The following is a 19317-nucleotide window of genomic DNA, read 5'->3' as shown; positions in this document are numbered from 1 at the left end:
GTCGAGTGACATGCCACGGACACCGGCGTGCCCTAGACTGCTACGGCCCGAAACCGAGCAACCAGAGAAGGCAACGCATCATGGGTCAAGAAGTCATCCTCATCGTCATCGTCGTGGCGTTCGCGGCCTTCATGTTCTACAACAGCCGCAAGCGCAAGAAGCAGCAGGCCGAACTCGTGGACAAGATGGTCCCGGGCGCCAAGGTCATGCTGTCCTTCGGCCTCTACGGCACGCTCCTCTCCGTGAACGAGGAGAAGGTCACCGCTGACGTCGAGATCGCACCGGGGACCATCGTCACCGTGCACCGCCAGACCCTGTCGCGCGTCGTCGACGACAACGCGTCCGACGTCGAGACCACCACGACCACCGAGGACGAGCCGAAGCCGGTGGCCGAGCTCAACGGTGAGCCGGTCTACGGCGAGCGTGTCGACACCGACCGCGTCGACGAGACCGACGCCACGAAGCGCAAGTCCGACGACTGACGCCCTCGGCCGCCGGGTCGTCTGACCCGGCGGCTTCCCTCTGCCGTCGCACGGTGTGCCGACGGTCCTGAACAGAAAGACGAGACGACCGGTGGCACGATCGACACCCGTCAAGAAGGCGCTGCGCTCGCTCACCTGGTTGGTGATCCTGATGGCGATCCTCGCCGGCGTGAACACCGCCGCGTCGGTCCTCGCCGGCTCTTCGAAGGACGACACCGACAAGTGGTACCAGGGCGCGAGCTGGGTGCCGGAGCTGGCTCTGGACCTGCAGGGCGGCACGCAGCTGACCCTCGCGGCGCAGAACACCGAGGGCGACTCCGTCACCTCGCAGCAGCTGCAGCAGGCGGTGAACATCATCCGCCAGCGCATCGACGCCACCGGTGTCTCCGAGTCCGAGATCAACACCCAGGGCGCGAACAACATCGTCGTCTCGATCCCGGGTCGCCCCGACAAGGCCACGATCGACCGCATCGAGGCCGCAGCCAAGCTGACCTTCCGCCCGGTGCTCTTCACCGAGGCCGCATCGAGCTCGGCCGTCGGTGGCGACGGCAAGGGCACCGCGTCGCCGACTCCCTACTCGCCCCCGGCATCGCTCGCCGCGACGCCGAGCGCGAAGCCGTCGAACGCGAGCGACCTGAACTGGGTCACGCCGAAGCTGCAGGACCTGTACACCAACTACAACTGCGCGGCTCCGGACGACGTCACCACGGCGCCCGACGACGAGCCCCTGGTCACGTGTGACCAGGACGGCGCGGGGAAGTACATCCTCGGTCCGGTCGAGGTCTCCGGTGCCGACATCAGCAACGCCACCTCGGGTCTCGCCACCGACTCGCAGGGCACGTCGACGGGCCAGTGGGCCGTCAACCTGACGTTCAACGGCGAGGGTTCGAAGGACTTCCGCACCGTCACGAACCGTCTCGTCTCGCTCCAGCAGCCGCAGAACCAGTTCGCGATCGTGCTCGACGGTTCGGTCATCACCGCACCGACGACGAACTCGGCGATCACCAACGGCAAGGCGCAGATCAGCGGGAACTTCACCGCCGAGTCTGCCAAGACCCTCGCCGACCAGCTCAAGTACGGTGCGCTGCCGATCAACTTCCAGGTGCAGTCGAACGAGAACATCTCGGCGACACTCGGCACCGCGCAGCTCATCGGTGGCCTCATCGCCGGTCTGATCGGTCTGATCCTGGTGATCATCTACTCGGTCATCCAGTACCGGGCCCTGGCGTTCGTCACGGTGCTGTCGCTCGGGATCGCCGCGGTGCTCACCTACCTGGTGATCGCGATCATGTCGTGGCGCGTCGACTACCGTCTCTCGTTGGCCGGTGTGGCGGGTCTGATCGTCGCCATCGGCATCACGGCGGACTCGTTCATCGTCTACTTCGAGCGCATCCGTGACGAACTCCGTGACGGCCGTGCCCTCGAGAGCGCGGTCGAGTCCGGCTGGAAGCGTGCCCTCCGCACGATCCTGGCGTCCGACGCGGTGAACTTCCTCGCCGCCGTGACGCTGTACGTGCTCGCGGTCGCCGACGTGAAGGGCTTCGCGTTCACGCTGCTCCTCACGACCCTCATCGACATCGTGGTGGTCGCGCTCTTCACCCACCCGATGATGCAGCTCATCGCCCGCAGCCGGTTCTTCGGCGAGGGGCACCGGTTCAGCGGTCTCGACCCGGCAGCACTCGGCGCCGTCTACCGGGGGCGCGCGCAGTTCCGCGCACCCGTCGTGGACGGCAAGCGCCAGCGCAGTGCCGGTGAGGCACAGCGCCGACAGACGATCGCGGAGCGGAAGGCCCAGCAGGCCTCCGGCGACAACGGCTCGACGCCGGACGGGAAGGACGACTGATGGCCAGCTTCAGCCAGTTCGGCAGCGACCTCTACACGGGGAAGCGGTCGTACGACATCATCGGGCGCCGGAAGACCTGGTACCTCATCGCTCTCGCGATGATCCTGATCTCCCTGGTCACCCCGTGGCTCCGTGGCGGGTACCAGCTCGGCATCGAGTTCACCGGGGGCTCGGAGTTCACGATCTCCGACGTCAAGACGCTCGACCAGAACATCGCCACCGAGACCGTCGAGGACGTCGTCCCGGAGTCCATCCCGCGCGTGTCGCAGCTCGGCACGCACGGCATCCGAGTCCAGACCGGGCAGCTCACCGACCGACAGACGACCGAGGTGCAGGACGCCCTGGCGAAGGCCTACGACGTCCCGGAGAGCCAGGTCGCCGCGACCTTCATCGGCGCGACGTGGGGTGCCGACGTGCTCGCGCAGGCCATCCGTGGTCTCGTGATCTTCCTCGCCCTCGCCGCGGTCTTCATGACGCTCTACTTCCGCACCTGGAAGATGTCGCTGTCCGCGATGGCCGCGCTGCTGCACGACCTGCTCATCACGGCCGGCGTGTACGGCATCGTCGGGCTCGAGGTCACGCCCGCGGCGGTCATCGGCTTCCTGACGATCCTCGGCTACTCGCTCTACGACACCGTGGTGGTCTTCGACAAGGTGCGTGAGAACACCGCGCAGGAATCCATCCGGACGTTCAAGCAGTCGGTCAACCTCGCGGTCAACCAGACCCTCGTCCGATCGATCAACACCTCGGTCGTGGCACTGCTGCCGGTCGCAGCGATCCTCTTCATCGGGTCGTACGTGCTCGGCGCCGGCACCCTGCGCGACATCTCCCTCGCGCTGTTCATCGGCATCATCGTCGGCACCTACTCGACGATCTTCATCGCGTCGCCGATGTACGCGCAGCTGCGCGAGAACGAGCCGAAGATCAAGGAGTCGGACGCCAAGAAGACCGCGGCGGCCGAGAAGCGCCGACGCGAGGTCGACGCAGCAGAGGCGAACGTCTGATGCCCATCGAGATCCAGGAGATCGACGTCGCCGAGGCCCAGCGCCGCATCGACGCCGGAGCGCGCCTGTTCGACGTCCGCGAGCAGGGGGAGTGGGACGAGGTCCACGCTCCCCAGGCCACGCTCGTGCCGATGTCGGAGTTCGTGGACCGCTGGCAGGAGATCGACGGCGGCGATCAACCGGCCATCATCGTCTGCCACTCCGGCGGCCGTTCGTCGCGCATCGTCGCGGCGCTCGAGCAGTCGGGGGTCCCGGCCGTCAACCTCTCCGGCGGCATGCTCGCCTGGGAGCAGGCGGGGGCACCGGTGGAGCGCGACGCCCAGGGCGAACCGCGTCACGGGCACTGACCGGGGACGCGTAGTCTTGTCGGATCGAGCTCGGATCGAGCTCTCGGACCGAGTCCTGGGAGGCGCATCATGACGGACACCCGCGAAGAGCCGTCCGCGCCGAGCCGCCCGGGTTCCGCCCCGCGGCCCTCGAGCCCGATCGGTCCGAACACCACCGGCAACCTCGGTTCCCTCCGCTCGCTGCTGCCGCGCCTGTTCTCGCGCGCCCAGCCGGCCGGCGCCGTGGACACACTGATCCGCACGGTCCGCTCGCACCACCCCAAGGCCGACGTGACGCTCATCGAGCGGGCGTACTCGGTCGCCGAGCGCGCGCACGACGGGCAGAAGCGCAAGTCCGGTGAGCCGTACATCACGCACCCCGTCGCGGTCGCGCAGATCCTGGCCGACCTCGGCATCGGCACGATCACCATCGCGGCCGCCCTCCTGCACGACACGGTGGAGGACACCGACTACCAGCTCGACCAGCTGCGGGCCGACTTCGGTGACGAGATCGCGATGCTCGTCGACGGCGTCACGAAGCTCGACAAGGTCAAGTACGGCGACAGCGCCCAGGCCGAGACCGTCCGCAAGATGGTCATCGCGATGTCGAAGGACATCCGCGTCCTCGTCATCAAGCTCGCCGACCGCCTGCACAACGCCCGCACGTGGGGCTTCGGCGAGTCGACCTCCGCCACGCGCAAGGCGAAGGAGACGCTCGAGATCTACGCGCCGCTCGCGCACCGGCTCGGCATCCAGATGATCAAGCTCGAGCTCGAGGACCTGTCGTTCGCGGTCCTGCACCCGAAGCTCTACGTCGAGATCGACAGCCTGGTCAAGGAACGCCAGCCGAAGCGCGAGCAGTTCGTCCAGAACGTCATCGGGACCCTGAAGAAGGACCTGAAGGCCGCCAAGGTCCGCGGCGACGTCATGGGCCGGCCGAAGCAGTACTACTCGATCTACCAGAAGATGATCGTGCGGGGTCGCGAGTTCGACGAGATCTACGACCTCGTCGGCATCCGTGTGCTCGTGCCGACCGTGCGCGACTGCTACGCCATGCTCGGCTCGGTGCACGCCCGCTGGACCCCGCTGCCCGGTCGCTTCAAGGACTACATCGCGACCCCCAAGTTCAACCTGTACCAGTCGCTGCACACCACGGTGCTCGGACCGCAGGGTCGTGCGGTCGAGATCCAGATCCGCACGCACGAGATGCACCAGCGCGCCGAATTCGGTGTCGCCGCCCACTGGAAGTACAAGCAGCGCGCTGCCGGCCGTGACGCCGGTACCTCGTCGACCACGGACGACCAGGACATGGCGTGGCTCGCCCACATCACCGACTGGCAGGCCGAGACCAGCGACCCGGGCGAGTTCCTCGACTCCCTGCGCTACGAGATCGGCGCCAAGGAGACCTACGTCTTCACGCCGCAGGGCAAGGTCATCGGGCTCCCCGCCGGAGCCACCCCGGTCGACTTCGCCTACGCCGTGCACACCGAGATCGGCCACCGCACGATGGGTGCGAAGGTCAACGGCCGCCTGGTCCCGCTCGAGAGCCAGCTGTCCAGTGGCGACGTCGTCGAGATCTTCACGTCGAAGAACCCCGACTCCGGTCCCTCGCAGGACTGGCTGCAGTTCGTCCGCAGCCCCCGCGCGCGCAACAAGATCAAGCAGTGGTTCACCAAGGAGCGCCGCGAAGAGGCTATCGAGCAGGGTCGCGACGCCATCGCCCGGGCGATGCGCAAGCAGAACCTGCCGCTCCAGCGCATCATGAGCCAAGACAGCATCGCCGAGGTCGCCTCGTCGATGCGGTACGAGGACGTCTCCGCCCTGTACGCCGCCATCGGCGAGGGCCACGTCTCGACGCAGTCGGTGATCGAGAAGGTCCTCGGCAACGTCCAGACCGAGACCGAGACGGACGAACCCGAACTCGCGTTCCCGCGCCAGGTCACCAGTCGGCAGCTGCGCACGAGCGACAGCGGCGTGCTGGTCCGCGGTGCGCCCGACATCCTCGTGAAGCTCGCGAAGTGCTGCACGCCGGTGCCGGGCGACCAGATCGTGGGCTTCATCACCCGCGGCCAGGGTGTCTCCGTGCACCAGTCGTCCTGCACCAACGTGAAGTCGCTCATGAACGAACCCGACCGGATGATCGAGGTCGAGTGGGCCCCGTCGTCGAAGTCGGTGTTCCTCGTGCAGATCCAGATCGAGGCGCTCGATCGGTCGGGCCTGCTCAGCGACGTCACCCGGGTGCTGACCGACCACCACGTGAACATCCTGTCCGCGACGGTGTCGACCTCGTCCGACCGTCTCGCGCTGAGCCGGTTCGTGTTCGAGATGGGCGACACCATCCACCTCGACCGCGTGCTCAACGCGGTGCGACGCATCGACGCCGTCTACGACGTCTACCGCGTCAGCGCCGGCTAGCGGCCCCGCGCCGCGCGGCCCCTCCGTCGACCGGTCACGACTCGTCGCGCGGGAACCGTCGAGCGGTCACGAACCGTCGGCTGCGGCCCTGCCGGCCGACAGTTCGTGACCACTCGGCGAACGTGAGCGGGGTGTCCTGACCGCCCGCACGCGCCGGACCGGGAGGCCCGTGGCGGCCCCGCCCCGAGCCTCCCGCCCGCCGACCGGTCACGACACGTCGCGCTGGCACCGTCGACCGGTCACGAACCGTCGGCTGCAGCCGCGCCAACCGACGGTTCGTGACCACTCGGCGAAGGTGAGCGGGGTGTTGTGACCACCCGCGCCCGCACCCCGCACCCCCGACCCCTACCGCACAGCACCCCCAGCCGCGCCCTGCAGCCCCCGCAACCGCCGCTCGGCCTGCCGCGCCATGGGGATCGTCCCGAGGGACCTCAGGCGCGCCTGCAGCTCGGCAGCCGTGACCACGCCGATCGCGAGCAGCCCGTGCACGGCCGTCGCCTCGGCCTCCCCGAACGCACCGGCCGTCGGCCCCGGCGTCCGGAGCAGGTCGACCGCGGTCCGCGCCGGCAGTGTGACCCGCAGCCGCGAGCGCTCGACGGTGTCGTCGACGTCGATCCTGACCTCTCGCAGGCGGACGTCCGGCCCGACGTGCACGCGCACCTGCGGCGGGATGCAGGCCTCGAGCGGCGCCGGCGGCCGGGACACCGCACCCCAGATCCACGCGGCGGTCAGCGTGCAGGCGATCAGGCGCGCGTCCCGCAGGACCCAGGCGGCAGCGGCGGCGCGCAACGACGGCGTCTGCGGCTCAGCGGGGGAGGCCCAGCAGGGACCGACGGCGACCAGCTCGCCGGCCAGGACCGCCGCACGCAACTCGGGTTCCGGCCAGTCGTCACTGGTCAGCAGTCGCGGGCGGGGCACCCGCACATCCTGCCCGACCTGCGCACGCGACCGACAGGCCTGTGGACAAGCCACCCACCGGCCAGGAGGCCCGTGGCGGGCCCGCACCGCGCCTCCAGGCCGTCGCCGGTCACGTCCTCGGCGTGGGCCACGTCGACGACGCGACCACCCGCGCCCGCGCGCCGGATCGGGCCCGGACGGACGGGACGCGCGCGCTCAGCGCAGGACGTCGGCGCGGTGCACGAGCGCAGCGGCACCGATGAGCGGACCGTCCTGGGACAACCCGGTCGGCACGATCTGCACCTTCGTGACGAACCCGAACTCGACACGCTCCGCCACGGCCTGCCGGGCGTACTCGAACAGGTCCGGGGTGACGTGCGAGAACCCGCCGCCGATGGCGACGATCTCGAGGTCGACCAGGCTCGTGGCGGCGGCGATGGCCTGCCCGAGGGCACGGCCGCTCCGCTGGACCGCGGCAACGGCGATCTCGTCGCCCGCGGCGTAGGCGGTCGAGAGCTCCTCGCCGGTCGTGCCCGCGAAGCCCTGACGACGTGCCCAGGCGACGGTCTTCGGGCCACTGGCGATCGCCTCGAGGCAACCAGTGCCGCCGCAGGCGCAGGGGTCGTCGTAGCCGCCGCACTCGACGTGGCCGATGTGGCCGGCGTTGCCCGTCGGTCCGCTGACGGTGCGACCGTGCAGGATGAGCCCGCCGCCGACGCCGGTGGAGACGATCATGCCCATGACGTGCTCGTAGCCCTGGGCCGCGCCGACCCAGTGCTCGGCGAGGGTGATCGCCAGGCCGTCCATGCGGAGCGTCACCGGGACGTCGTCCGGCACGAGCGCCGCGATCCGGTCGCGCAGCGGGTGGCCACGCCAGACCGGCATGTTGAGCGGGGAGACGAGGCCGTGCTCCTCGTCGACCGGGCCGGCGGAGCCGACGCCGACACCGACGAGCGTCGCGTCGGCGGGCAGAGCGCCGAGCGCGGCCGTGACGACCTCGTCGACGGCGGCCTGCAGCTCGTCCGAGGTGCGCTGCGGCCCGGTGGGGCTGCGGAACCGGGTCGCAGGCAGCACGACGCCCTGGTCGGTGACGAGCGCGGCCTCGACCTTCGTGCCGCCGAGGTCGACGGCGAGAGCGAGGGCGGGGGACTGAGGTGCGGTGCTGGACATGCGCGCTCCGATGCGGCGGTCTGGAGGCACGGTGCGGGTCGCCGACGCGTCGTCGCGTCCGGTGGGCACCGGCCTGGTCGTGGTGGGTCGTGCTGGGTGCGTGGGCTCAGCCCGGTGGGCTCAGCCAGGTCGGCTCAGCCCCGCGGGTTCAGTAGGACGTCGTGTCGTCGCCGAGCGCCGACGCGGCGCCCGTCTCGGCGCGGTGCGCGACCTCGTCGAGGATGCGGGCCGAGGCGCTCGTGCCGATGCGGTTCGCGCCCGCCTCGACCATCTCGAGCAGGGTGTCGAGCCCGCGGACGCCGCCGGAGGCCTTCACGCCGGTGTCGGCACCGACCGTGCGGCGCATCAGGGCGATGTGCTCGGCCGTCGCGCCACCGCCGGCGAACCCGGTCGAGGTCTTCACGAAGGCGGCGCCGGCGGTCTGTGCCGCACGCGAGGCCGCGACGATCTCGTCGTCGGTCAGGAACGCGGTCTCGAGGATCACCTTGACGACGGTGTCGCCGGCGGCGTCGACGACCGCGCGGACGTCCTGCTCGACGCGCTGCCAGTCGCCCGACTTCGCGGCGCCGATGTTCTGCACCATGTCGAGCTCGAACGCGCCGTCGGCCAGGGCCTGCAGCGACTCGGCGACCTTCGCCGCGGTGGACGTGGTGCCGTGCGGGAAGCCGATCACGGTGCCGACGCCGACGCCGGTGCCCGTGAGGCGCTCGACGGCGTGAGCGACGTCGCTCGGACGGACGCAGACGCTGAAGACGCGGTGGGCGGCGGCTTCGTCGAGCTGGGCGTCGACGTCCGCGCGGGTGAGTTCGGGCTTCAGGATCGCGTGGTCGATGAGGCCGCGGACGGCATCGACGGTGACGGGGAAGGCTGCGTTGTCCACCCGGCAAGCCTACCCGTCAGGCGTGCCGCGTAGCGTGCAGGGCATGCAGGTCCTCGTCACCGGCGCCACCGGGTACATCGGTGGTCGTCTCGTCCCTCGTCTCCTCGAAGCCGGCCACTCCGTCCGTGTGTTCGTGCGCAACCCCCGGAAGCTCCAGGACGTCCCGTGGAGCAGTGAGGTCGACGTCGCGGAGGGCGACCTCCAGGACGCCGAGGCGGTGCGCGCCGCCGTCGACGGGATCGAGGCGGTCTACTACCTCGCCCACGCGATGGGCGCCGACGGCGACTTCGAGTCGGCGGAGCGCGAAGCAGCGGAGACCATGGCACGCGAGGCGAAGGCGGCCGGCGTCAGCCGGTTCGTCTACCTGGGCGGGCTGCACCCCGACGGCGAGCTGTCCAAGCACCTCCGCAGCCGCAAGGAGGTGGGGGAGATCCTCCTCGGCTCGGGCGTGCCGACGGTGGCGTACCAGGCCGGGGTCGTGATCGGCTCGGGCAGCACCTCGTTCGAGATGATCCGGCACCTGACCGACGTCCTGCCGTGGATGCCCGCGCCGCGCTGGGTCCGCAACCACATCCAGCCGATCGCGGTCCGCGACGTCCTGTACTACCTGGTGGCCGCGCTCGACGTCCCCGCCGACGTCAACCGCACCTTCGACATCGGCGGCCCCGACGTCCTGCGGTACGGCCAGATGCTGAACGGCTACGCGGTCGAGGCGAAGCTGCCCCAGCGCCCGATCACGGTCCTGCCGGTGCTCACCCCGCGCCTCGCCGCGCACTGGTTCAACGCCGTCACCCCGATCCCGCGCAAGCTCGCGACCCCGATCATCGAGTCGCTGCAGTTCGAGTGCGTGCAGCGCGAGCACGACATCGACGACGTCGTGCCGCAGCCCGAGGGCGGGCTCACCTCGTACCGTCGGGCCGTCCGCCTCGCGCTGAACAAAATGCGCAGCGGTCAGGTTCAGACGAGCTGGCGCAGCGCGACGCTCTCGAGCGCCTCGGCCGACCCGATGCCGAACGACCCCGACTGGGCCGGGCACACGGTCTACGTCGACGACCGGAAGCGGCACTCCAGTGCCTCCGCCGAGGACGTCTGGCGCGTCGTCGAGTCGATCGGCGGCGACAACGGCTGGTACTCGTTCCCCCTCGCCTGGGTCGCCCGCGGCTGGATGGACAAGATCGCGGGCGGTGTCGGCCTGAACCGCGGCCGGCGTGACCAGCAGCGCCTGGAGCAGGGCGACGCGCTCGACTGGTGGCGCGTCGAACGACTCGAGCGCGGCCGGTACCTGCGACTCCGAGCCGAGTTCAAGTCGCCCGGTCGTGCCTGGCTCGAGATGACCGTCACACCGAACCCCGACGGCGGCAGCGACTACCACCAGCGGGCCATCTACTTCCCGCAGGGGCTGGCCGGGCGGCTGTACTGGTACGGCATCCTGCCGTTCCACGGCATCATCTTCCCCGGTATGGTCGAGCGCATCACCGCCGCCGCCGAGCGGGAGTCCGACCACACCGGGTCCACGCAGCGCAACCGGACGCAGCAGACCGAGACCCCCGAGCCGGCGCACGAGGAGGCAGCATGACCGACGACCGCAGCCCCGTCCTCTTCCTGGGGGACAGCATCACCGAACAGGGCGACTGGGACACCTGGCTCCCCGACGAGCACACGCTGAACCAGGGCATCGGTGGCGACACGACCGACGGCGTGCTGACGCGCCTCGACGCCGTCGTCGCTGAACAGCCCGAGGTGATCGTGCTGCTCATCGGCACGAACGACTTCGGCAACCACCGCGCCAGCGCCGAGCACGTGGTCCGCAACGTCGAGACCATCCTGGTCACGCTCCGCCGCGAGCTGCCGGGCGTGCGCCTGCTGCTCGTGTCGATCCTGCCCCGGCAGGCCGAGTACGCCACGAAGATCGAGCAGGCCAACCGGCACCTCCGCCAGTTCGTCGCCACGTGCCACGCGCAGTACCTCGACGCCTGGCCCGCCCTGGCCGACGGCGACCACCTGGACGCCCGCTTCACCGAGGACGGCCTGCACCTGACCGAGGACGGCTACCGCGCGCTGGTCGGTGAACTGGTGCCGGCGCTCGAGCGCGTCCGCGACCTGCCGCCGATGTCGCGGTCGATCCAGGCGATCGACCTCGACGGCTCCGCGGACTGATGGCCGCACGCAAGGGGCGGCCCCCGGTGGGGTCGTCCCAGCACGGCGTGCCCGCAGGGTCCCCGCGACCGGCAGCCGCCGCACCCGTCAACGGTGCCCGTGCCACGCCGCCCTTCACCCGCCCCGCGCTGGCGCCGTCGATGATCGCGGCGATCGTGCTGCTGGCCTGCGTCGCCATCGTCGACTCGTCGGGCTTCGTCTTCGCCCGCTGGGGCGTGACGGTGCTCGCGTTGATCGTGCTCGTCTTCAGCGTGCGTGGGAAGGTCTGGTGGGCCGCCCTGCTCATGGCCGCCGTCGCCGTGTGCTGGAACCCGCTCGTCACGGTGCCCATCCCCGGGCAGGTGTGGGCGGCACTGCAGCTGGTGGCCGCCGCGCTGTTCATCGTGGTGGGCATCGTGGTCAAGGTGCCCCGCGAGTCGGACGGACGGTAGGATCGGCAGGTCGGGTACAGGACCCGACCGCACGACCCGAAGGGCATGGATGAACGACGAGACCGAGCCGGTGACCGAGAGTCCTCTGCTGAACCCTCGACCGTCCTCCGGCGGTCTCGACCGATCCGACGTCGTCGTCCGCAAGGGGCGACTGACCCTGATCAACGGACACCTCACGCCGCAGCAGTCGATGATCGAGGACCTGCTGTTCCTCGACGACGCGCTCACCGCGGCTGACGTCGACCACCTGCTCATCCGCGGCAACGACCAGCGCCCGGTGATCGCCCTCGACGAGCGCGACCGTCAGCGCGCCGAGAGCGCCGTGATGTCCGCGGCCGTCAACGAGCCCTTCTACGCGAAGCCCCCGGGCAAGCCGGCCGTGCTCGTGCAGGACGACGGACTCGGCTCCGTCGAAGAACCAGTGCTCCGCGTGTTCCGCCCGAGGCTCGAGCCGCTCGGACGCCTGCGCTACGGCGCCGAGACGAGCGTCCAGCTCGAGTTCTGGCGCGTCACCGACATCGAGGTCCTCGCACCCGTCGAGAACGCCCTGATGCGTCGCAGCCTGCCGATCGACGAGTTCGTCCTCGTCGACATCGAACGCTACGGCCGCACCTGGCGCACCGTCGAGCACATGTTCGACGACCACGTCTCGGACATCCGGTTCCCGATCGACATCGTCTTCTCGTGGGTCGACGGCAACGCCATCGAGTACCAGCGCGCCCGCCAGGCCGCACAGTCGAACGCCGTCCTGGGCGAGGGCGACGACGCGCCGGCCCGGTTCCGCCAGATCGACGAGCTGAAGTACGCGCTCCGATCGGTGCACACCTTCGCGCCGTGGATCCGCCAGATCTACATCGCGACGGACTCCCCGGCGCCGCACTGGCTCGCCGAGCACCCGAAGGTCCGGATCGTCCGCAGCGAGGAGTTCTTCGCAGACCCCTCCGTGCTGCCGACGCACAACTCGCAGGCCGTCGAGTCGCAGCTGCACCACATCCCGGGCATCAGCGAGCACTTCATCTACTCGAACGACGACATGTTCTTCGGGCGCCTCGTCGACCCCTCGGTGTTCTACAGCCCCGGATCGGTCACGAAGTTCATCCTCGCGTCGACCCGGATCGGCCTGGGCTCCAACAACCCGGCACGCAGCGGTTTCGAGAACTCCGCCCGCGTGAACCGTCGCCTGCTGCAGCAGCGCTTCGGTGCGGTGACGACCCGGCACCTCGAGCACGCCCCGACGCCCCTGCGCGCCTCGATCATGACGGAGATGGAGCACGAGTTCGCCGACGAGTTCGCGGCCACTGCGGCCTCACGCTTCCGCGCCGCCGACAACATCTCGGTGACGAACTCGCTGTACCACTACTACTCGCTGCTCACCGGTCGGGCGATCATCCAGGAGAACGCGGCCGTCGGGTACATCGACACGACCATGGTCTCCGGACTCAAGGCCCTCGACGAGCTGCTGAAGAAGCGGAACGTGGACTTCTTCTGCCTCAACGACGGCAGCTTCCCCGAGGTCAGCGACGAAGAGCGCACGCAGCGCGTCACGGGCTTCCTGGAGCGCTACTTCCCGTTCCCTGCGCCGTGGGAGCGCCCCAGCGCTTAGGACGCGCCAGCGGCCTGCTGGGGCGCTCCGGGCGAGCCTGCGAGCCCGGTCCCACGGGGCGTCCAGGACGCGCCAGCGGCCTGCTGGGGCGCTCCGGGCGAGCCTGCGAGCCCGGTCCCACGGGGCGTCTAGGACGCGCCAGCGGCCTGCTGGGAGCGTCCCAGCGCTCAGGACGCGCCAGCGGCCTGCTGGGGCGCTCCGGGCGAGCCTGCGAGCCCGGCGCCGGAGCCCAGCCAAGTGGTTCCGGCGCACCCACACGCTCCACCGGTCACGACACCCCGCCACCCCTACGCCGAGCGGTCACAGCCCGTCGCCTGCGCCGCCCACAGCCGACGGAACATGACCACGCGACGCAGCACCCGCGGTGAGTCGCGACCACCCCGCGGGCCGGGAGGCGCAAGTCGACCCCGCCACGCGCCTCCCGGCCGTCGGGCCGACCGTCGGGCCTGCCGTCCGGACGCGCACGACGCCGCGCGGTCACGACACCCCGTTGACTGCCCGCCGAGCGGTCACGAACTGTTGATTGCCGAGCCGCCGGACGACGGAACGTGACCACTCGCCGCGCACTGACGGGGAGTCGTGACCGTCCGCGCCCGCACTCGGTGAGCAGAAGAGGTCGGGTCCGCATGGCGGACCCGACCTCTTCTGCACCCGAAGTGCGCGGGGCTACCGGTGGATGGGGGAGACAGGCACCGAGTCGAGCGTGAACACCGGGATGCTCGAGGTCACCGGTGCCGGCTCGACGGCCGCGGGGATCGTCACGCCGTGCGCCGCGAGCTTCGCCTCGGTCTCGAGCGCGGAGACGGGCTGCCCGACGGTGGCGTAGTGCCCGATCGGCACGACCGAGTGCACGACGTTGTGGCCGTAGACGTGCACGAGGTTGAACGACTGCGCACCGTCTCGTCCGCGGGTGCCGCCCTGGAACTCCGTGAGGTCCTGGGTGTAGCAGGTGGCGCTGGCGACGGAAACCGGGATGCCGGCGAACACCGCACTGGTGGAGTAGTGCAGGTGCCCGGCGATGATGGCGAGGACGTCACTGCCCTCGACGACCTCGGCCAGGGCCTGCTGGTCGCGGAGCTCGACGAGGACGGTGAGGTCCTGGACACTCGGCACCGGCGGGTGGTGCATCGCGAGGATGGTGCCGTGCGGCGCGGCCTCGGACAGGACCTCGGCGAGCCAGTCGAGCTGCTCGGGGGAGACCTCACCGTGGTGGTGACCCGGCACGCTCGTGTCCAGGGTGATCACGCGGAGACCGTTGACGTCGTAGACGAAGTCGACCGGGCGGTCGGTGGGCTGCAGGCCGAAGAGCTCCTGGCGGAAGGCACCGCGCTCGTCGTGGTTGCCCATGGCCCAGATGACCTGTGCACCGATGCGCTGCGCGGCCGGTTCGAGGATCTCGCGGACGCGGGCGTACGCTCCCGGCTCGCCCTTGTCGGCCACGTCGCCGGTGACGACGATCGCTTCGGGACGCGTGCCCGAGGCTTCGATGTCCGCGACGATCTGCGTGAGCCGAGCGGCGGAGTCGACAGCGCCGTACAGGTTGCGGTCCCCGGAGACGAGGTGCGTGTCGCTGAGGTGGAGGAGGAAGTGGTTCGGCCTGGGGTGTTCGGCCGTCCGGCTGTCCATCGGGGTCTCATTCCGTTGGCGGATGCGTGGTGCAACACGTTGCCACACCGTCCTGGACGAGTCCAGCACGCGAGAGTGAACCAGCCGTGAACTGGGGGCGGCGTTTCGCGGTGTGGACGAAGAAACCCCCGCCACTTCGTGACGGGGGTTGCTTCGTGCGCTACCGATCAGTGATCGCCGGGGCCGACCTGGGGAGCCTGGTGGCCACCCTCGAGGTTCGGGCCGTGGTGCGCGGCGTGTGCTGCCTCGAGTTCTGCCTTCGAGACCGGCTCGATGCGGTCTTCGAAGAAGAAGCGGGAGACGCCGGCGCGGACCTTCTGCAGACCCGTGATCTTGCCCTTGGCGTTCGGGCGGATCATCAGCGGCTTGTACTCGTTGAACTGCAGGAGCTTCCACCGCTCGTACTCGTCGAGCTGCTCGTGCACCTCGATGTACTCGCCGTGGGGGAGTCGGACGATGCGGCCCGACTCGTAGCCGTGCAGGACGATCTCGCGGTCCTTCTTCTGGAGGGCGAGGCAGACACGCTTCGTGATCCAGAAGGCGATGAACGGACCGAGGACCGTCGTTGCCTGGATCACGTGGATCACGTGTTCGATCGACACCAGGAAGTGCGTCGCGATGATGTCCGACGAGGCTGCTGCCCACAGGCTGGCGTAGAGCGTGATGCCAGCGGCACCGAACGCCGTGCGCGTCGGCGCGTTGCGCGGGCGGTCGAGGATGTGGTGCTCACGCTTGTCGCCCGTGACCCACGCCTCGATGAAGGGGTAGAGCAGGATCGCCAGGATGAGCAGCACCAGGACCGCGATCGGCGCCAGGATGTTGAACGACACCGTGTAGCCGAACCACACGACCTCCCAGTGCGGCGGGACCAGTCGGAGCGCACCGTCGGCGAAGCCGATGTACCAGTCGGGCTGGGTACCGGCGGACACCGGGGAGGGGTCGTACGGGCCGTAGTTCCAGATCGGGTTGATCGTGAACAGCGACGCGATGAGGGCCAGGATGCCCGCGACGATGAAGAAGAACCCACCGGCCTTCGCGGCGAACGCCGGGAGGATCGGGACACCGACGACGTTCTCGTTGGTCTTGCCCGGACCGGCGAACTGCGTGTGCTTGTTGATCACGACGAGCACGAGGTGGACACCGAGCACCGCGACGAGGATCGCCGGCAGCAGCAGGATGTGCAGCGTGTACAGGCGGCCGACGATGTCGGTCCCCGGGAACTCGCCACCGAACAGCAGGTAGGCGATCCAGACGCCGATCACCGGGACACCCTCGATCATGCCGACGATGATCCGCAGACCGTTTCCGGAGAGCAGGTCGTCGGGGAGCGAGTAGCCGGTGAAGCCCTCAGCCATGGCGAGGACCCAGAGCAGGAAGCCGAAGACCCAGTTGAGCTCACGTGGCTTGCGGAAGGCGCCGGTGAAGAACACGCGGGCCATGTGCAGCATGATCGACGCCACGAACAGCAGGGCTGCCCAGTGGTGGACCTGGCGGACGAAGAGCCCGCCGCGGATGTCGAACGAGATGTCGAGCGTGGACTGCAGGGCCGTCGACATCGCCACGCCCTTGAGCGGGACGTACGAGCCGTTGTAGACGACCTCGGTCATGGACGCCTGGAAGAAGAACGTCAGGAAGGTCCCGGAGAGCAGCACGACGACGAAGCTGTACAGCGCCACCTCGCCGAGCATGAAGCTCCAGTGGTCCGGGAAGATCTTGCGGCCGACTTCCTTGACGAGGCCCGAGATGCTGGTGCGCTCGTCGATGTAGTTGGCGACCCCGCCGATGATGCGGGATCCGCGCTCCGGCGCCGGCTTGTTCGTCGACGTGTTCGGTGCGGTGGTGGTGGTGCTGGTCATCAGCGTTCACGCTCCCAGAAGGACGGTCCGACCGGCTCGTGGAAGTCGCTCTGGGCAACCAGGTAGCCGTCGTCGTCGATCGCGATCGGAAGTTGGGGGAGGGGGCGTGCTGCCGGACCGAAGATGACCTCGCAGTTGTTCGAGACATCGAAGGTGGACTGGTGGCACGGGCACAGCAGGTGGTGCGTCTGCTGTTCGTAGAGCGCGACGGGGCAACCGACGTGGGTGCAGATCTTGGAGTACGCGACGATGCCGTCGTAGCCCCAGTTCTCGTGGCCCTTGGACGGGTTGAGGTCCTTCGGGTCGAGACGCATGAGGAGGACGGAGGCCTTGGCCTTCTCCTCCAGCATGTGCTCGGACTCGAGCATGCCCTCGGGGATGACGTGGAACACCGAACCGATGGTGACGTCGGAGGCCTTGATCGGCAGACCCGTCGGGTCCTTCGTCAGGCGCAGGCCCTGCTTCCAGAAGGTGTGGCGGAGCAGCTCGTTGGGGTCCTCGGCCGGAGCGAGGTCACGGACCAGGACGATGCCGGGGAGCGGGAACGCGGCCAGGGCACCGATCATCGAGTTGCGGATCAGCTTGCGACGGCTGAAGCCCGACTCCTTGTCGGCGAGCTGGAACGCCTCGACCGCCTTGGCGCGGGTCGCGTCGGTGCCGCGGGTGCCGTGGCGGAGCTCGGTGATCTCACGGTCGACGACCAGGGACTTCGACCAGTAGACGGCGCCGAGGCCGAGGGCGAGGAGCGCGAGGGCGATCGACAGGCCCAGGAAGAGGTTCGCGGTGCGGACCGTCCCGAAGTCGCTCGGGTCGATCGGGAAGGCGACGTACGCCGCGATCGACAGGACGCTGCCGACGATCGACAGGTAGAAGTACGCGGCGACCTGGCGCTCGGCCAGACGCTGCTTCTTCGGGTCGACGTCGGTGCGACGCGGGCGGTGCGGCGGCTCGCCCGGGTTCTCGAACGGGTCGACGGGGAGGACCGCGATCCCGGGGGAGGTGGTCGTGCCGTGCTTCTCGACAGCCGAGGACGAGTTCAGCGTCTCGTCGTCGTGCTCTGCCATGGTGTTCCCTTCAGTGTCGTTCGACACGGACGATCAGTTGGACTTCGCGGTCAGCCAGACGGTCATCGCGACGACCGCGCCGAGTCCGAAGATCCAGATGAACAGACCCTCGGCGACCGGCCCCAGGGAGCCGAGTGCGAAGCCACCGGGGGACTTGTTGTCCTGCACGTACTTGAGGTACGTGATGATGTCGGCCTTCTGCTCCGGCGTCAGGTTCAGGTCGTTGAAGACCGGCATGTTCTGCGGGCCGGTGAGCATGGCCTCGTAGATGTGCTTGCCGGAGACCGTCTCGAGGTTCGGGGCGTACTTGCCCTCGGTCAGCGCACCGCCGGCGCCGGCCACGTTGTGGCACATGGCGCAGTTGATGCGGAACAGCTCGGCGCCTTCGGCGGCGTCGCCGTCCTCACCGTTGGTGAGCTCGGTGGAGGGGACCGACGGGCCGGGGCCGAGGGAGGCGACGTACTGCGCGAGTGCGTCGACCTGCTCGTCCGTGAACTGCGCGGGCTTCTCTTCGGCCTGCGGGCCCTGAGCGGCCATCGGCATGCGGCCGGTGCCGACCTGGAAGTCGACCGACGCGGCGCCGACACCGATGAGGGACGGGCCCTCGCTCGTGCCCTGCGCGGAGAGACCGTGGCAGGTGGCGCAGTTCGAGGCGAAGAGCTTCTCGCCCTCGTTCACCTGCGACTGGCTCGAGGCGGCGACGGTGTTCGTGCTGTCGTCGGCGTTCGCCGTGGAGCTGAACAGTGCGTACGCGCCACCGGTGGTCATGAGACCCACGACGATGAGCGACACGGTCGCCATCGGTGAACGGCGGCCCTTCTTGGACTTGGTTCTGTTGAACATGTGCTGGGGGGTGTCCAGTTCCTACTTGAGAAGGTAGATGACGGCGAAGAGGAAGATCCACACGACGTCGACGAAGTGCCAGTAGTACGACACGACGATGGCGGTGGTCGCTTCCTTGTGGCCGAAGTTCTTGGCGGCGAAACCGCGGCCGAGCGTCAGCAGGAAGGCGATGAGGCCACCGGTCACGTGGAGCCCGTGGAACCCGGTGGTCATGTAGAACGCCGAGCCGTAGGCACTGGAGGAGAGCGTCACGCCCTCGTGCCAGAGGTTGGCGTACTCGAAGATCTGGCCGCAGACGAAGATCGCACCCATCGCGTAGGTGACGAAGAACCACTCCGTCATGCCCCAGTGGCGCGGGTTCCAGCTCGTCCGGTGCACCTGGAAGCGCTCCGCGGCGAACACGGCGAACTGGCAGGCGAAGCTGGACAGCACCAGGATGATCGTGTTCACGGAGGCGAAGGGCACCTCGAGCTTCGCGGTCTCGGTCGCCCAGAGCTCAGGGGACGTGCTGCGGAGCGTGAAGTAGATCGCGAACAGGCCGGCGAAGAACATGACCTCGCTGCCCAGCCACACGATCGTCCCCACGGCCACGGCGTTCGGCCTGTTGAGGGCCGGACCGCTGGCTGATCTGGAGAGAGAGGTGCTAGTCACGTCCTCCATTATGGCCGAAACCCCCGACAGTGTTTTCGCAGGAGACTGGCGGGTCTCTCGAATTCACTA

General features: G+C 69.3%; 17 protein-coding genes. 9 read left to right on the top strand and 8 right to left on the bottom strand.

The features are described from left to right. The first annotated feature begins 80 nt into the window (after window positions 1-80). The 5 genes from BIU91_RS01115 (at window position 81) to BIU91_RS01095 (ending at window position 6070) form a co-directional block, all read left to right on the top strand. Window positions 81-482, top strand: a complete 402-nt coding sequence (locus tag BIU91_RS01115; protein ID WP_051596726.1) for a preprotein translocase subunit YajC — start codon at window positions 81-83, stop codon at window positions 480-482. A 91-nt stretch (window positions 483-573) separates the two neighbouring features. Further along, on the top strand, window positions 574-2325 hold the full coding sequence (secD, locus tag BIU91_RS01110) for a protein translocase subunit SecD (protein WP_071403842.1): 1752 nt from the start codon (window positions 574-576) through the stop codon (window positions 2323-2325). Next, window positions 2325-3329 carry a protein translocase subunit SecF gene (gene secF / locus BIU91_RS01105; RefSeq protein WP_071403841.1) on the top strand — a complete coding sequence of 335 codons (1005 nt, stop codon included), beginning with the start codon at window positions 2325-2327 and terminating at the stop codon, window positions 3327-3329. The genes secD and secF overlap by 1 nt, the downstream gene beginning before the upstream one ends. Then, window positions 3329-3676: a rhodanese-like domain-containing protein gene (locus BIU91_RS01100; protein ID WP_071403840.1), complete on the top strand. Its 348-nt coding sequence runs from the start codon at window positions 3329-3331 to the stop codon at window positions 3674-3676. The genes secF and BIU91_RS01100 overlap by 1 nt, the downstream gene beginning before the upstream one ends. A 69-nt stretch (window positions 3677-3745) precedes the next feature. Then, window positions 3746-6070 (top strand): bifunctional (p)ppGpp synthetase/guanosine-3',5'-bis(diphosphate) 3'-pyrophosphohydrolase, encoded by a 2325-nt coding sequence (locus tag BIU91_RS01095; protein WP_253183655.1) that lies wholly within the window; start codon window positions 3746-3748, stop codon window positions 6068-6070. 345 nt (window positions 6071-6415) lie between these two features. Here the strand turns inward: BIU91_RS01095 and BIU91_RS01090 are convergent, their stop codons facing one another. The 3 genes from BIU91_RS01090 to deoC form a co-directional block, all read right to left on the bottom strand. Next, on the bottom strand, window positions 6416-6988 hold the full coding sequence (locus tag BIU91_RS01090) for a hypothetical protein (protein WP_071403839.1): 573 nt from the start codon (window positions 6986-6988) through the stop codon (window positions 6416-6418). A gap of 195 nt (window positions 6989-7183) precedes the next feature. Next, window positions 7184-8137, bottom strand: coding sequence for an ROK family protein (locus tag BIU91_RS01085; protein ID WP_071404003.1), 954 nt, complete (start codon window positions 8135-8137; stop codon window positions 7184-7186). Window positions 8138-8285: 148 nt separating this feature from the next. After that, complete coding sequence (gene deoC / locus BIU91_RS01080) at window positions 8286-9017, bottom strand: deoxyribose-phosphate aldolase (RefSeq protein WP_083404120.1); 732 nt, start codon at window positions 9015-9017, stop codon at window positions 8286-8288. A gap of 43 nt (window positions 9018-9060) precedes the next feature. On the opposite strand from deoC, the gene BIU91_RS01075 reads away from it, so the two are divergent. Genes BIU91_RS01075 through BIU91_RS01060 form a run of 4 tightly spaced genes read left to right on the top strand, consistent with a single transcriptional unit; the run spans window position 9061 to window position 13208 of the window. Next, window positions 9061-10593 carry an SDR family oxidoreductase gene (locus BIU91_RS01075; protein ID WP_035808300.1) on the top strand — a complete coding sequence of 511 codons (1533 nt, stop codon included), beginning with the start codon at window positions 9061-9063 and terminating at the stop codon, window positions 10591-10593. Beyond that, window positions 10590-11174: a GDSL-type esterase/lipase family protein gene (locus BIU91_RS01070; RefSeq protein WP_071403838.1), complete on the top strand. Its 585-nt coding sequence runs from the start codon at window positions 10590-10592 to the stop codon at window positions 11172-11174. The genes BIU91_RS01075 and BIU91_RS01070 overlap by 4 nt, the downstream gene beginning before the upstream one ends. Beyond that, window positions 11174-11605, top strand: a complete 432-nt coding sequence (locus BIU91_RS01065) for a DUF6804 family protein (RefSeq protein WP_084740398.1) — start codon at window positions 11174-11176, stop codon at window positions 11603-11605. Before BIU91_RS01070 ends, BIU91_RS01065 begins: the two co-directional genes overlap by 1 nt. A gap of 49 nt (window positions 11606-11654) precedes the next feature. Continuing rightward, the gene (locus BIU91_RS01060; RefSeq protein WP_071403837.1) at window positions 11655-13208 is read left to right on the top strand and encodes a stealth conserved region 3 domain-containing protein; all 1554 of its coding nucleotides are present in this window, start codon (window positions 11655-11657) and stop codon (window positions 13206-13208) included. A 666-nt stretch (window positions 13209-13874) separates the two neighbouring features. On the opposite strand, the gene BIU91_RS01055 is transcribed toward BIU91_RS01060, so the two are convergent. The 5 genes from BIU91_RS01055 to BIU91_RS01035 all read right to left on the bottom strand — a co-directional run bounded on the left by BIU91_RS01055 (window position 13875) and on the right by BIU91_RS01035 (window position 19257). Continuing rightward, on the bottom strand, window positions 13875-14834 hold the full coding sequence (locus BIU91_RS01055; RefSeq protein ID WP_071403836.1) for a phosphodiesterase: 960 nt from the start codon (window positions 14832-14834) through the stop codon (window positions 13875-13877). 167 nt (window positions 14835-15001) lie between these two features. Then, window positions 15002-16690 carry a ubiquinol-cytochrome c reductase cytochrome b subunit gene (locus BIU91_RS01050; RefSeq protein ID WP_071403835.1) on the bottom strand — a complete coding sequence of 563 codons (1689 nt, stop codon included), beginning with the start codon at window positions 16688-16690 and terminating at the stop codon, window positions 15002-15004. Next, window positions 16690-17754 carry a Rieske (2Fe-2S) protein gene (locus BIU91_RS01045; RefSeq protein WP_027465615.1) on the bottom strand — a complete coding sequence of 355 codons (1065 nt, stop codon included), beginning with the start codon at window positions 17752-17754 and terminating at the stop codon, window positions 16690-16692. The genes BIU91_RS01050 and BIU91_RS01045 overlap by 1 nt, the downstream gene beginning before the upstream one ends. A 33-nt stretch (window positions 17755-17787) precedes the next feature. Then, a complete protein-coding gene (locus BIU91_RS01040; RefSeq protein ID WP_071403834.1) occupies window positions 17788-18597 on the bottom strand; it encodes a cytochrome c in 810 nt (269 codons plus the stop codon). A 21-nt stretch (window positions 18598-18618) separates the two neighbouring features. Continuing rightward, window positions 18619-19257 carry a heme-copper oxidase subunit III gene (locus BIU91_RS01035; protein WP_027465617.1) on the bottom strand — a complete coding sequence of 213 codons (639 nt, stop codon included), beginning with the start codon at window positions 19255-19257 and terminating at the stop codon, window positions 18619-18621. Window positions 19258-19317: the final 60 nt, after the last annotated feature.

The organism is Curtobacterium sp. MMLR14_002 (genome assembly GCF_001864975.1).
GTDB lineage: Bacteria > Actinomycetota > Actinomycetes > Actinomycetales > Microbacteriaceae > Curtobacterium > Curtobacterium flaccumfaciens.
The sequence above is the reverse complement of the archived record's forward strand: the minus strand, read 5'-3'. Positions and strand labels throughout refer to the sequence as shown.

Bases quoted from the DNA above. Each gene is read 5' to 3' on its own strand.
- BIU91_RS01115 (WP_051596726.1), top strand. From the start codon at position 81: ATGGGTCAAGAAGTCATCCTCATCGTCATCGTCGTGGCGTTCGCGGCC.
- secF (WP_071403841.1), top strand. From the start codon at position 2,325: ATGGCCAGCTTCAGCCAGTTCGGCAGCGACCTCTACACGGGGAAGCGG.
- BIU91_RS01100 (WP_071403840.1), top strand. From the start codon at position 3,329: ATGCCCATCGAGATCCAGGAGATCGACGTCGCCGAGGCCCAGCGCCGC.
- BIU91_RS01095 (WP_253183655.1), top strand. From the start codon at position 3,746: ATGACGGACACCCGCGAAGAGCCGTCCGCGCCGAGCCGCCCGGGTTCC.
- BIU91_RS01085 (WP_071404003.1), bottom strand. From the start codon at position 8,137: ATGTCCAGCACCGCACCTCAGTCCCCCGCCCTCGCTCTCGCCGTCGAC.
- BIU91_RS01075 (WP_035808300.1), top strand. From the start codon at position 9,061: ATGCAGGTCCTCGTCACCGGCGCCACCGGGTACATCGGTGGTCGTCTC.
- BIU91_RS01070 (WP_071403838.1), top strand. From the start codon at position 10,590: ATGACCGACGACCGCAGCCCCGTCCTCTTCCTGGGGGACAGCATCACC.
- BIU91_RS01065 (WP_084740398.1), top strand. From the start codon at position 11,174: ATGGCCGCACGCAAGGGGCGGCCCCCGGTGGGGTCGTCCCAGCACGGC.
- BIU91_RS01060 (WP_071403837.1), top strand. From the start codon at position 11,655: ATGAACGACGAGACCGAGCCGGTGACCGAGAGTCCTCTGCTGAACCCT.
- BIU91_RS01055 (WP_071403836.1), bottom strand. From the start codon at position 14,834: ATGGACAGCCGGACGGCCGAACACCCCAGGCCGAACCACTTCCTCCTC.
- BIU91_RS01050 (WP_071403835.1), bottom strand. From the start codon at position 16,690: ATGACCAGCACCACCACCACCGCACCGAACACGTCGACGAACAAGCCG.
- BIU91_RS01045 (WP_027465615.1), bottom strand. From the start codon at position 17,754: ATGGCAGAGCACGACGACGAGACGCTGAACTCGTCCTCGGCTGTCGAG.
- BIU91_RS01040 (WP_071403834.1), bottom strand. From the start codon at position 18,597: ATGTTCAACAGAACCAAGTCCAAGAAGGGCCGCCGTTCACCGATGGCG.
- BIU91_RS01035 (WP_027465617.1), bottom strand. From the start codon at position 19,257: ATGGAGGACGTGACTAGCACCTCTCTCTCCAGATCAGCCAGCGGTCCG.